Consider the following 13887-nt stretch of genomic DNA (forward strand, 5'->3'; position numbering starts at 1 on the left):
GCGAGAGCCCGGTGACCGTGAAGCCGGATACAACTGCACGAATTCTGGGGAAGGACGGCCGTCGCCGATGACGGCCCGAAATTGGGGAGCAATACATGAGTGTCAGGACCTTCACATCGGCCTGGCGGCCGCGGCTGCGCACGGCCATCGTCGGGATCACCGTGTCCGCGGTGGTTGCGACGGGAATCGTCGTGGGGGTTGCCGCGCCGGCATCCGCTGCGGAGCCGATTCCGGGCATCGCGCCGATCGAGCAGCGGGATCCGGCGACGACGGTCACCGCCGACGCCCTGCCGACGGTGCAAATCGACTCGGGGATCGTGTGGGCGCAGGCGATCGCCGGCGACACCGTCTTCGCCGGCGGCAGCTTCTCCAATGCCCGGCCGGCGGGCGCGAACCCCGGGCAGAGCCTGATGCCGCGCAGCAATATCCTGGCCTATAACATCAACACCGGTGTGGCGACCTCCTTCGCCCCGGTGATCGAGGGCACGGTCAAGTCGCTCGCCGTCTCGCCAGACGGCAAAATCCTCTACGTCGGGGGAACGTTCCAGAAGGTGAACGGACAGACCCGCTTCAACGTCGCGGCGTTCGACGTCGCCACAGGTGCGCTCTCGACCACGTTCAGGCCCGCCATCGGCGGCTCGTACGTGAACGCGATCGTCGCGACGAACTCGACCGTCTACTTCGGTGGTCTCATCGGGGCCGCGGGCGGCGTCGCCCGCAAGAACCTCGCCGCGGTCTCGGCCTCGAACGGCGCCACCCTCGGCTGGGCACCGACCACAGACCTGCAGGTCGACACCATGGTGCTGGAGCCGGGCGGCGGGAAGCTCATCGTCGGCGGCCGCTTCGGCACCGTCAACAACGCTCCCCAGCGTGGTCTCGTCGCCCTCGATCTGTCCGACGGCAGCATCCTGCCGTGGTCGGCGCCCGCGACCGTGAAGAACGGCGTTGCCGCGACAGACGGGAGCGCTGGCAAGGCCGGCATCTGGGCCCTCACCGCCGACGCGAACGCCGTCTACGGCACGGGTTGGGTGTTCGCGAACAAGTACGTCGGAAACCTGGAGGGCATGTTCGCCGCCGAGGCAGGCTCAGGAGCGATCCGCTGGATCGCGGACTGCCACGGCGACCACTACGGCATCTTCTCCGACGGCAACACCGTCTACACGACCAACCACGAGCACGACTGCCAGACCGCCGGCGGCATGCCGCAGGCGTACCCGGCTCCGGGCAACGTGCGTCACGCAACGGCCTACACCGCCGCGGCGAAGGGGACGCTCACGACCAGCCCGTCTGTGAACGACATCTACGCGGACTGGGGCGGCTATCCCGCGCCCGCCGCGGTGAACTGGTTCCCGGACTGGGTGACGGGCACGGCGTCCGGCCAGGGCCAGGCCGGCTGGACGGCCACCGGCAACAGCCAGTACCTGCTCGTCGGCGGGGAGTTCCCCTACGTGAACGGGCAGCGCAGCCAGGGCCTCGCTCGCTTCGCCAAGACCCCCTCGACGGGCGCAAAGCAGGGCCCGCGTCTTTCCGGGGTGAACTGGACGCCGACCGCGCGCTCGGTGAGCGCCGGCACGGCCCGCGTGGCGATCCCCGCCAACTGGGATCGCGATGACCTGAACCTCACGTACGAGCTGTACGAGCAGGGCAAGACAGCGCCCGTCGCGACGACGACGAAGAAGTCGACGTACTGGGACACGCCCAGCGTCATCCTCACCGCGACGGGTCTGCCCGCCGGAGCGACCAGGACCTACCGGGTCGTCGCCCGTGACGGCGACGGCAACACCGCGAACAGCGCCTCCGTGGCCGTCACGGTCAGCTCGGCCGACGCATCCCCGTACGCCAACGCCGTCCTCGATGACGGCGCATCGCTCTTGTGGCGCCTCGGCGGCACGGACGGCGGCGCGGACTGGGCCGGGACCAACGACGCCGTGTTCAACAACGGCGTCGCGACGACCGCCGACGACGCTCTGGCCGGTGAGGAGAACGGGTCCGCTACGACGCCCGGGAACAACGGCTTCGCCAGCACGACGAGCGCGGCGCCCGTCGGTTCTTCGTTCGCGACCGAGCTGTGGTTCAAGACCGACACCACGACGGGCGGCAAGCTCGTCGGCTACGGCAACGCGAACACCGGCGACTCGGGCAGCTACGACCGCCACGTCTACATGAGGAACAACGGGCAGCTGATGTTCGGCGTGTACCCCGGCTGGACTGCCACCGTGCAGAGCCCGAAGGCGTACAACGACAGCAAATGGCACCACGTCGTCGCGCAGCAGAGCCCTACGACCGGCATGCAGCTCTACGTGGATGGGCAGCTGGTCGCGTCCGACGCGGGCGTCACCGGTGCCCAGGCGTACAGCGGCTACTGGCGCGTGGGCGGCGACAACCTCGGCTCATGGCCGAATCAGCCCTCGACGTCGTACTTCCGCGGCGCGATCGACGAGTTCGCCGTGTACGGCGCGGCGCTCAGTGCGGGACAGGTCGCGAACCACTATGAGATCGGCAAGGGTCCGCATCAGCCGCCCGTCGCGGTGATCGACCAGCAGTCCGCCGGCCAGACCGTCACCTTCTCCGGCAAGGGGTCGACCACCTTCGGCGATGCCGAGTTGGCGAGCTTCGCATGGAACTTCGGTGACGGTGCGACCTCCAGCGAGGCCACGCCGACTCACAGGTACTCCACGGCGGGGGACTACACCGTGACCCTCTCGGTGACCGACTCGGTCGGCTCGACGAGCCAGACCGTCGCGAAGCCGCACACGGTCGGTGCGCCGTCCACTCCCCCCGCGACGTACACGCAGCGTGTGCTCGATGACGGTGCGCAGGTCTACTGGGGTCTCGGGGGCACGATGGGCGACATCGACTGGGTGAGCGACCGCGATGCGGTGCTCACGGCAGGTGTCGGCTCGTCGGCGGATGACGTCTACACGGGCGCCACCAACGGCTCGGCGACCTTCGACGGCGACGCGGCGTTCGGTCGCACCTCCCGCACGATCCCGGCGAGCGATCCCTTCGCCGCCGAGGTGTGGTTCAAGACGACGACGAGCTCGGGCGGCAAGATCTTCGGCTACGGCTCATCGTCCGAGGGCAATTCGAACAACTACGACCGGCACCTGTACATGGCGAACGACGGACGCCTCGTCTTCGGTGTGTGGCTGGGCTGGGCGGCGGTGGTGCAGAGCAGCGAGTCGTACAACGACGGACAGTGGCACCACGTCATCGCCCAGGTCGGCGCCGGCGGCGAGCAGCTGATCGTCGACGGCGAGGTCGTGGCATCCGACAACGGCATCAGGGGCGCTCAGGAGTACGACGGGTATTGGCGCATCGGCGGGGACAACATCGGCGGGTGGCCCTCGCAGCCCTCGTCGAACTACTTCGCCGGCCAGCTCGACGACTTCGCGGCCTACAGCCGCACGCTGTCGGTGACCGAAGCGGAAGACCACTACCTCATCGCCAAGGGATTCGCGACGACGCAGGCGAAGATGTCGGTGAGCGGAACGGGCTCGTCCCGCACGTTCGACGGCACGGCGTCCACGCCGACTCCGGGTCGCACGATCACGGATTACGCCTGGAGCTTCGGCGACGGTGGCACCGCCTCGACGGCGACGGCTTCACACACCTACGACGAGCCCGGCACCTACACGGCGACGCTCACGGTCACCGATTCCGCAGGGCGCACAGGGGTCGCGACGTCCAGCGTCGTGATCGCCGCCGCCCATGCGGCGCCGGTCGCCAAGATCGGGTCCGCCAAGAACGGGCTCTCCGTTTCGTTCGACTCGGATGACTCGACGACCTCGGGTGGCGCGACGATCACGGGCTACGCGTGGAGCTTCGGCGACGGAGAGACCTCGACGCAGGCCGATCCGACCCACAAGTACGCCGCGTCCGGCACCTACACGGTGACGCTGACGGTGACCGATTCGCTCGGCGCGGTGAGCTCGGCGGCAACCGCCGACGTGACGGTGGCGCACGCGAACCCGACGGCGTCGTTCACGCATGACGCCGCAGGGCTCACCGTGTCGGTCGACGCTTCCGGCTCGGCAGCCTCGGACGGGGCCACCCTGTCGTACTCGTGGAACTGGGGCGACGGCACGCCCGCCGGCACCGGCAAGACGGCGAGCCACCGCTATGGCGCCGCCGGCGACTACACGGTGACCCTCACGGTCACCGACAGCCTCGGTGCGACCAAGACGACCACGGCGACCGTCGCGGTCACGCACGCCGACCCGACGGCATCGTTCTCGGCGCAGTCGAACATGCTCACGGTGACGGCGGATGCGTCCACATCGGCCGCCTCCGACGAGGCGACTCTGTCGTACGCGTGGAACTGGGGAGACGGGACACCGGCCGGATCCGGTGCGACAGCGACCCACACCTACGGTGCGAGCGGCTCGTACGTCATCACACTGACGGTCACCGACAGCCTCGGGGCGTCCGCCGTGACGACGAAGAACGTCACCGTCGCTTCGCAGACTGTCGTGGCGAGCGATGACTTCTCGCGGACCGTCGCGTCCGGGTGGGGCAGCGCGGCCGTCGGCGGCAACTGGACGTCGCTGAGCTCGATGTCGGTCGCGGGTGGCGTCGGCAGGATCAGCCTCGCCGCCGGTCAGACCCGTGCGCCCGCGCTGTCCTCGACCGCGGTCGACGACCTGGCGGCGAGCCTGGTCTTCTCCGCCGACAAGGTGGCCAACGGTGGGGGACTGCACTTCAGTTACGTGGTGCACAAGTCCTCGGCCGGCGAGTACCGCCTGAAGGTGCGGACGCTGGCGACCGGCGCTGTGCAGGTCAGCATGACGAAGCTGGTCGGCACGACCGAGACGACCTTCGCCTCGCAGACGCTCACCGGGTATACGTACACGGCGGGTGCCAAGCTGCAGGTGCGGCTCGAGACGCAGGGTGCTGGTACTTCCACCACACTGCGCGGCAAGGTCTGGCCCGACGGCACGACCGAGCCGGCCGCCTGGACGGTCACCGGGTCCGACTCCGTCAGCTCGCTGCAGGGCGCGGGCCAGATCGGTGTGGTCGCCTACGCGACCGGCACGGTGACCAACGTCCCCGTGACGGTGTCGGTCGACGACATCCGGGTCACGTCCCTCGGTGCCGGCCAGCCTCACCAGGCTCCGGTCGCGGTGATCGGGGCCAACGCGTCCGGTCTCACCGCTGCCTTCGACGGCACCGGCTCGACGGCTTCCGGCGGCGCGACCGTCACGGGATATGCGTGGGACTTCGGTGACGGAGCGACCTCGACCGAGGCCGCCCCGACGCACAAGTACGCCACCGGCGGCACCTACACCGTGAAGCTCGCGGTCACCGACAGCACGGGCGCGACGTCGGCCCAGAAGACCACTACGGTCTCTGTGTCGCACGCGAACCCGGTCGCTGCCTTCGGTGCCTCGGCCACCGGTCTGGCGCTCGCGGTCAACGGTGCCGCCTCACAGGCTTCGGATGGCGCGACGCTCACCCACGCCTGGAACTGGGGGGACGGCACGCCAGCGGGGTCTGGAACGACCGCGTCGCACACCTACGGTGCTGCCGGAGACTACACCGTGACACTCACGGTAACCGACAGCATGGGTGCGACGGCCACCACGTCGCAGCCGGTCTCGATGAGCGCGCAGGCGTTCGTCGCCAAGGACGACTTCGAGCGCGTGCTCGCCACCGGCTGGGGATCCGCGGTCACCGGCGGCGCGTGGGGGACAGCGGCAGGGTTCTCGGTCGCGGATGGCGTCGGCAAGGCGTCGCTCGCGGCTGGTCAGACGCGCACCAACCTGCTGACCGGGGTCTCGGCGCAGAACGTCGACGCGCGCCTTCTGTTCAGCTCGGACAAGGTCGCGAACGGGGGCGGCCAGCACTTCAGCTTCCTCGTGCACAAGAGCACCGGCGGTGACTACCGTATGAAGCTGCGGATCTCGTCTGCCGGAGCGGTCCAGGTGTCGATCGCGAAGGTCGTCGGCGCCACCGAGACCATCCTGGTGAATCGCACACTGACCGGGTACACCTACACGGCAGGGGCGAAGCTGCAGTTGCGGCTGCAGGCCGCGACGGCAGGCGGGTCCACGACGCTGAACGCGAAGGCGTGGGCGCACGGTACTCCCGAGCCCGCGGACTGGTTCGTGTCGACGACGGATGCTCAAGCCGAACTGCAGGCGGCGGGCCAGGTCGGCGTCGTCGCCTACCTGTCCGGCTCATCGACGAACGGCCCGGTGACCGTGAGCGTCGACAACCTCGAGGTGCGCTGAGCGGACCTCTCGCTCGCAGAGAGCGCCACGACACCCGCCCCCGGTCCGCCGGGGGCGGGTGTCTCACATGAGCCGGCAGTACCCTCTCGGACGCATCCCTAGCCTCCCCGGAACGGGGGTGCTACCCTCGGGCTTGAGTCGCCGCTTGGGGTTCGATACGCGGGGGCTCTGCTGGGGAGCATCTGGGGTGAGCCGCTCTGTGCGGCGCCGGAACCGGGGGGGTTCTGATGCAGGACGTACTTGTGGGATCGACTCGTCGTCGCGGCCGTGCGGCGGGCATGCTGGCCGTCGCCGCTCTTCTCGCGGCGGGGCTCGTGGTTTCGAGCGCCGAGCCTGCGGCCGCAGCGCCGGGGCCTGCGCCGATCGAGCAGCGCAATGCCCAGACCGTGACGGCGGATCCGCTTCCGACGGTGCAGATCGACTCCGGAGTCGTGTGGGCGCAGGTGATCAACGGGAGCACCGTGTACGCGGGCGGCAGCTTCTCCAACGCGCGTCCGGCCGGAGCGGCCCCCGGGACGAACCTGTTCGCGCGGAACAACATCCTGGCCTACAACATCACCACCGGTGTCGCGACGTCCTTCGCCCCGAACATCAACGGCACCGTGAAATCGCTCGCCCTCTCGCCTGACGGCAGCAGACTTTACGTGGGTGGCCAATTCACCCAGGTGAACGGCCAGAGCCGATTCAACGTGGCGGCGTTCAGCACGTCGACCGGTGCCCTGCTGGACACCTTCCGGCCGGCGATCGGCGGCTCCTTCGTCAACGCCATCGTCGCCACCAACTCGGCCGTCTACTTCGGCGGTTCCATCGGAGCGGCGGGAGGAGCAACCCGCAGGAACCTCGCGGCCGCATCCCCGACGAACGGCGCGATCCTCGGGTGGGCTCCGGTCGCCGACCACCACGTCGATGCGATGGTGCTGGCGCCGGCAGGCGACAAGGTAATCATCGGCGGTCGCTTCGGCTCGGTGAACGGCGCCTCCGCGCGCGGCCTGGCCGCACTGAGCCTCACCGACGGCGCTCTCCTCCCGTGGGCCGTCACCTCCGTGGTGAAGAACACCTCCATCGGCGCGTCCGAGGGTCGTGGCGCCGGCATCTGGGGACTCACGACCGACAGCAACGGCGCGGTCTACGGCACCGGCTGGGTCTACGGCGGCGTTTCTCTCGGCAATCTGGAGGGCATCTTCTCCGCCGACGGTGGTTCGGGGGCTGTGCGTTGGATCGCGGACTGCCACGGAGACCACTACGGGGTGTACTCCGACGGCACGAACGTCTACAGCACGGGTCACGAGCACGACTGCCAGACCGCGGGCGGCATGCCCCAGCTCTCCGGCAAACCGGGCAACATGAAGAACGCGACGGTCTACACCGCCGCGACGAAGGGCACGCTCACGCGGAGTCCGTACGTCGGCGGAACTTACACGAATTGGAGCGGCTACCCCGCTCCCGCCGCGGTCAACTGGTATCCGGACTGGTCGACGGGCAGCTTCACAGGCCAAGGGCAGGCGGGCTGGACGGTGACCGGCAACGGAGCCTATGTCGTCGTCGGCGGCGAATTCCCCGCCGTCAACAACCAGCGCTTCCAAGGTCTCGTGCGCTTCGCTCGCAGCCCATCCACGGGCAAGAGACAGGGTCCGCGCCTGTCGGGCGCGACCTGGACCCCCACGGCGCGCTCCGCGACCGCCGGCACCGCCCGCGTGCAGATCCCGGCCAACTGGGACCGCGACGACCTCAATCTGACGTACGAGCTGTGGGCTCAGGGGGGCGCCGCTCCTCTCGCGACGAAGTCGGTGAAGTCCACCTACTGGTACACGCCGACGATCACGTTCGCCGCCGACGGCATCCCGGCCGGCTCGAGTCGCACGTATCGCGTGGTCGCACGGGACGGCGACGGGAATGCCGCGACGAGCGCGGACGTGACGGTGTCGGTCAACGGCACTTCGACGTCCTCCTATGCGGATGTCGTGCTGGATGACGGGGCCACCACGTACTGGCGACTCGGTGGGGCGAGCGGCCTCACCGACCAGGCCGGCGGCGTCAATGCGACGCCTTTCGGCGGCGTCGGCACCACCAGCGATGACGCGCTCGCGAGCGAGGCGAACGGTTCGGCAACCTTCAACGGCACCTCGACGGGACTTGCTCGCTCGAGCGCCGGCCAGCCGCTCGAGGAGTCGTTCGCCGTCGAACTGTGGTTCAAGACGTCGACCTCGTCCGGCGGCAAGCTGGTCGGATACGGCAACGCCGGGTCGGGCGCATCGACCAACTACGACCGTCACCTGTACATGCGCAACGACGGGACGCTCGTGTTCGGCGTCAACCCGCAGGTGCAGCGGACGATCTCGACTCCGGCCGCGTATCGCGACAACCAGTGGCATCACGCCGTCGCACAGCTCGATCCGTGGGCCGGCATCCAGCTCTACGTGGACGGCACGCTCGTTGCTTCGGAACCGTCCGCGACGGCCGCCCAGCTCTACACCGGGATGTGGCGGCTCGGAGGTGACAACCTCGCCAGCTGGCCGAACCGGCCGTCGTCGGACTACTTCAACGGTCAGCTCGACGAGTTCGCGGTGTACCCGAAGGCGCTGACGGCTTCGCAGATCTCGGCGCACTATGCGATCGGGCGAGGCCAGAGCGCGCCGACGGCGTCGTTCACGACATCCGGATCGAACCTCGCGTGGTCGTTCAACGGCAGCGGCTCCAGCGCACCGAGCGGTCGCACGATCACCTCGTACGCCTGGAACTTCGGTGACGGCTCCACGGGCAGTGGAGTGAACGCGAGCCGCACGTACGCCAACCCCGGAACCTATACGGTCACGCTCACGGTGACCGACAGTGCCGGGATGACTGCGTCGACCACCCGTACGGTGAACGCCACGGCGACCCATCAAGCACCCGTGGCCGTCATCAATGCGGCCGTCTCGGGTCTCACCGCCAGCTTCTCCGGCACCGGCTCCACGGCCTCCGGCGGCGCGACGATCACCGGCTACTCCTGGAACTTCGGCGACGGGACGACATCGACCCAGGCGTCCCCCACCAAGACGTACGCCGCGGCGGGCACCTACACGGTCACCTTGACCGTGACCGACAGCATGGGAGCCACCAGCGCGCCCGCGACGCGATCGGTGACCGTCACAGCGCAGGCGTTCGTGGCGCGCGATGACTTCGAGCGGTCCGTGGCCAGCGGCTGGGGAACCGCGACGGTCGGCGGTGCGTGGACGACGAACAACAACGCGCTCTTCTCGGTGTCGGGCGGTGTCGGACGTATGTCGATGAGTGCGGGGCAGACGCGGTCGGCCGCACTGTCGGGCCTCTCGGTGCAGAACCAGGACGCCCGCCTGCTGCTCTCGACCGACAAGGTCGCGGACGGAGGAGGGCTCCACTTCAACTATCAGGTGCACAAGACCACCGCCGGTGAGTACCGGCTCAAGCTGCGGATCAGCGCGACCGGCGTCGTCACCGTATCGATCGCGAAGCTGGTCGGCACCACCGAGACGCTCGTCGCCAACAAGGTGCTGACCGGGTACACGTACACCGCGGGAGGGAAGCTCCAGCTGCGCCTGCAGAGCACGACGGCGGGCGGCTCGACCACGCTGAACGCGAACGTCTGGGCGGACGGTTCTCAGGAACCCGCCAGCTGGTTCCTGACGGCGACGGATGCCCAGGCTGAACTGCAGGGTGCCGGCCAGATCGGGGTACTGTCCTACCTGTCCGGTACGGCGACGAACGCCCCGGTGGGCGTCACGGTCGACAACCTCGAGGTGCGCTGACGGACGGGGCTCAGGGACGCGGCTGGCGCTTCAGCATCAGGCGCAGGAAGCCGGTGAGGTTGCGGGCATCCCGCCGGTAGATCGGCAGGATCAGCGGTGCCGCGGCGGCGATGAGTCCAGCGAATATGCCGGCGAGGATCATGAGCACGGATCCGGCCGGACTGACGAGTTGGGCGGCACCCCACGCCGCCGACCCGGTCAGCGCGGCCACGATGAGAATCCGGGCGGCGCCGGCGTACAGCCGTGCGGTGGGCATGGGGGTCACCCGGGACAGCCAGAACAGCGACAGCGGCCACGATATCGCCGGCGCGACAGCGAAGCCGACGGCGACCCCCAGCACGCCGAAGGACGAGCCGACGACGATGCAGATGATCTTGATGATCGTCGTGACGATCGTGTATCGGAAGAGCTGCTTGCCGAGGCCCCGCGAGAGGTAGACCCAGTATCCGACGAAGGAGAGGGTCGTCAGCAGACCCGCGACGGCGAAGAGGGCCACGATCGGGATCGCCCCGAGCCACTGCGGACCGAGCATGACGCGCACGATCGGGTCGGCGAGTGCTGTCACCAGGATGAGCGGGATGCCGAGGCCGTAGCCGAGGAGCAGCTGCGCCGCCGTCACGTAGTTGTCGAAGCGCGGCGCATCCTCCTGTACCCGCGACAGCACCGGCAGCGCCACATTCTTCGTGGGGGAGCGCACCTGGCTCAGCGGAGTCATGACGAGCTGGAACGCTCGGTTGTAGAGACCGAGGGGGCTGGTGCCGAACTTCAGCCCGACGATGATCGTGTCGATCTGCGAACCGGTGTACACGAGCAGGTTGGTGGCGACGATGTTCCACCCGAAACTGATGAGGTCGCGGACCGAGTCCTGTCGGGAGTACCACCGAGGCAGCCACCGTCCCGCGATCACGGACCCCGCCAGCACCACGACGCCGCTCGTCAGCTGCTGGGCCACGAGCGCCCAGTACTCCGCGCCGAGCAGAGCTGAGACCACCGCGACGGTGAGGGCGATCGCGGCGGCGGACACTTCGATCACCGCCATCGCCTTGAACTTGAGGTCACGTGCCAGGTTCGCGCGGTGCTGGGTGGCGAGGCCGTTCAGGAGGAAGAGCACCGCAAGCCAGTGCACCATGCCGACGATCTCGGGCTCACCTGTCACAGCCTCGATGGGCCACGCCAGGAAGAACATCGCGATCGTGAGTACGACGCCGATGGCCGTGTTGATCCAGAACAGGTTGTCGCGCTGGCCGCGGGTGAGCACGGGCGCCTGAATGGATGCCGTGGTGAGGCCGAAGTCCCGGAAGATCTCACCGACTCCGACGACGACCAGCACGATCGCGAGCAGGCCGTAGTCGTGGGGCGAGAGCAGCCGCGCGAGGACGATCACCGAGAGGAACTGCAGCACGATCTTCGCGACCTGCGCGGCGAGAGTGAAGAACGCCCCTCGGGCCGCGGAGTGCGCCAGGGCCGAGCTCATGTGCGTGTCCCGCGCGCCGTGCGAACGCGCCGGTATGTCCCCCTCAGCACCCTCACGAACTGCCGAGGATGCGGCAGCCCGAGCCGCGCCAGCTCGAAGCCGGTGTACCGCGGCGGAACGCGGCCGGCGAAACGCGATCCCCACAGCCGAGCAAGCAGGTAGCGCCGGCGCGCCGTCTGCAGCGGCTGCGCATCCGCCAGGTGCGGCATCGCGAGGGGGCGCACCTCGAGAACCCCTTCGGCGATGGCCTCCTCGATCACGGCGAGACCGCGCGTGGTGCGGGCGATCAGCGCGCTCACCCCCGCCCCTTCAACGAAGACCGGATAGCCGCGTTCGTCGGTGGCCCACGAATCCGCCGAGACGATGTCGGCGGACTCGCCGACGCCGTCCGGGCACACCTTGCAGCGCCACTGGGTGGTCGGTCCGAGCGTCGAGCCCCACGATTCCTCGTAGTCGGCGTCCACCTCGGTCTCGCCGGCGCGTGCCGCGAAGCGGCCCGGCCAGCCGTTCCCGCGATAGCGCATCGCATCCACCTTCTCGTCAGGACCGATCCCGAGCCGGTCCAGCAGCCGGTCGGTGGCGCCCTGGCTCGGCGTGCCCGCGCAGAAGAACGACAGCAGCAGCGGCGGCTCGCCACCCAGCGCGCCGACCGCGGCGCGCATCGCCGAGATCTCGCACGGCTTGCCGCTTACCGCCGAACCGGGGGCCAGCACGTCGGGATTCGACAGTGCGGCGACCGGGGCGTACCGGGACCCCGCGGCCTCGAGCGCCTCCGCGCGGGTGGTGATCGTGACCGGAACGCTTCTGCGCGGATTGAGCGGGTCGGCGGCAGCGCCGGTGACCCGAGCGGCGCGGCCGCTCGTCACGAGCCACGCGTGCAGCGCTGTCAGCGCGCCGCCGCTGCTGCCGGCGTAGCGGATCTCCGAGTCGGTCGCCCATGCCTCCCAGACGCCGAAGGCGGAACCGAGCAGCGGATGCCGCTCCGCTCCGCGGGGCTTCTGCGCCGAGACGCGGACGCCGGGGCAGGATGCGTCGAAGGCGGCCTCGGCGCCCGGCGACTCGGAGGCGGGTCGAGCCTCGACAGGGCGCAGGTGGCCACCGGCATCCAGCCGCATCTCCAGCCCGCTGTCGAGCCGCGTGCACATTCCACAGCCGGAGCAGGCGTCCCGGGCGACGACGTCGCGCACCTTCTCGCGCAGAGCACTCATACGATCGCCCGGAGACTCTCCGACACCGGCGCGAGCAGCCGCTGCCCGCGCGACATGGCGGAGCGGGCACGCTCGTCGAGTCCAGGCGTCTCGAGCGCTCGCAGCACCTCCGCGGCGGGGTCGGCCGATTCGGCCAGCGGAACCACGTGCGGCCAGTCGAGCTCCGCCATGAGGGGCTTGAACTTGCGGGAGTACGCCATCGCGATCGCAGGCGTGCCGGTCGACAGCGCGTTCAAGCACGCGTGCATCCGTGCCCCGATCACCAGCTGGGCGCCCGCGATGGCCGAGCGGGCATCCTCCAGGTCTGCGGGTACGTGCAGTTGAACGCGTCCGTCGAACTCGTCCTGGAGAAGCTTCGACACGGGAACGTCGTTGTCGGGGTCGTGGGAGTCGAGCACGTGGGGGAGCAGAGTGATGGTGCGTCCGTCATCGAGCATGCGGGTGATGAGGCTTCGAACGGCGCGTCGATAGGAGTCGTGGTCGACGTGGTCGCTCGCGTTCCAGAGCAGCCCGGAGACATTCAGCAGCACATCGCGCTCACCCGAGGGAACCGGCTGCGCGATGCCGAAGACGAGGTCGGTTGTGCTCGCGTCGACGGGACGGCCGAGGCGGTCAGCCGCGGCGGCGCTGACCGGATCGCGTGCGAACGCCAGCTTCGAGCGGCGCAGGTTGCGCCGCGCGAGTCCGCGGCCGATGGTTGAGCCGAACGGTCCGACGGTCTGCGGGGCGAGCACAGCCGGCACCCCGGCCTGGACGGCGAACTCGTGGATGAGCGACATCTTCGCGTGCCGGCTGGAGCCGTAGATGTCGGCGAAGCTGTCGCCGGAGCGCGTGTCCCACAGGAGGTCGAAGCCGCGGAGCCACTCGATCATCCCGGCCTTGCCGGTGACCCGCTCCCGCAGGAGAGAACGCGGCGTGCCCCACGGGATAGCAGCCGGCCGATTGCCGAAGTCCATGAACTCGATCCGCGCATCCGGCCACACGCCGTGCAGCAGATCGGACGACCCGCGACCGAGGGCGCGGACGCCGAGGTTGGGCGAGACATCCCCCGCCCACGCAACGAGTATCCGCACGCGCCGTCCCCCTTACCGCCAGGACCTCGACAAGGCCCCGATTTTCCCCTGTCACATCCTACGGCGGTGATGACGCGCGGACGTTCGGCGGGGACACGGGAACGGCACGTAGAATCGGGCAACGGAACACAGGGG

Annotated in this window: 5 protein-coding genes; 2 read left to right on the top strand and 3 right to left on the bottom strand. The window is 69.4% G+C overall.

The annotated features are described in order from the left end of the window. Positions 1–95 precede the first annotated feature (95 nt). Positions 96–6233 carry a PKD domain-containing protein gene (locus ACPW96_RS16415; protein WP_425884337.1) on the top strand — a complete coding sequence of 2046 codons (6138 nt, stop codon included), beginning with the start codon at positions 96–98 and terminating at the stop codon, positions 6231–6233. 227 nt (positions 6234–6460) lie between these two features. Then, entirely contained in the window at positions 6461–9997 is a 3537-nt protein-coding gene (locus tag ACPW96_RS16420; protein ID WP_425884339.1) for a PKD domain-containing protein, read from the top strand. A 10-nt stretch (positions 9998–10007) separates the two neighbouring features. Here ACPW96_RS16420 and ACPW96_RS16425 read toward each other — a convergent pair whose 3' ends face one another. Genes ACPW96_RS16425 through ACPW96_RS16435 form a run of 3 tightly spaced genes read right to left on the bottom strand, consistent with a single transcriptional unit; the run spans position 10008 to position 13752 of the window. Continuing rightward, positions 10008–11471, bottom strand: a complete 1464-nt coding sequence (locus tag ACPW96_RS16425) for a lipopolysaccharide biosynthesis protein (RefSeq protein ID WP_425884341.1) — start codon at positions 11469–11471, stop codon at positions 10008–10010. After that, a complete protein-coding gene (locus ACPW96_RS16430; protein ID WP_425821901.1) occupies positions 11468–12679 on the bottom strand; it encodes a Coenzyme F420 hydrogenase/dehydrogenase, beta subunit C-terminal domain in 1212 nt (403 codons plus the stop codon). Before ACPW96_RS16430 ends, ACPW96_RS16425 begins: the two co-directional genes overlap by 4 nt. Beyond that, positions 12676–13752, bottom strand: a complete 1077-nt coding sequence (locus tag ACPW96_RS16435) for a polysaccharide pyruvyl transferase family protein (protein ID WP_425821899.1) — start codon at positions 13750–13752, stop codon at positions 12676–12678. The genes ACPW96_RS16430 and ACPW96_RS16435 overlap by 4 nt, the downstream gene beginning before the upstream one ends. Positions 13753–13887: the final 135 nt, after the last annotated feature.

Origin of the sequence: Micromonospora sp. DT81.3 (assembly GCF_049847225.1) — a bacterium.
Taxonomy (GTDB): Bacteria; Actinomycetota; Actinomycetes; order Actinomycetales; family Microbacteriaceae; genus Microbacterium.

What these genes read in the sequence shown, in the direction of transcription:
- ACPW96_RS16430 (WP_425821901.1), bottom strand. Translation starts at nt 12,679, where the DNA reads ATGAGTGCTCTGCGCGAGAAGGTGCGCGACGTCGTCGCCCGGGACGCC.
- ACPW96_RS16420 (WP_425884339.1), top strand. Translation starts at nt 6,461, where the DNA reads ATGCAGGACGTACTTGTGGGATCGACTCGTCGTCGCGGCCGTGCGGCG.
- ACPW96_RS16425 (WP_425884341.1), bottom strand. Translation starts at nt 11,471, where the DNA reads ATGAGCTCGGCCCTGGCGCACTCCGCGGCCCGAGGGGCGTTCTTCACT.
- ACPW96_RS16415 (WP_425884337.1), top strand. Translation starts at nt 96, where the DNA reads ATGAGTGTCAGGACCTTCACATCGGCCTGGCGGCCGCGGCTGCGCACG.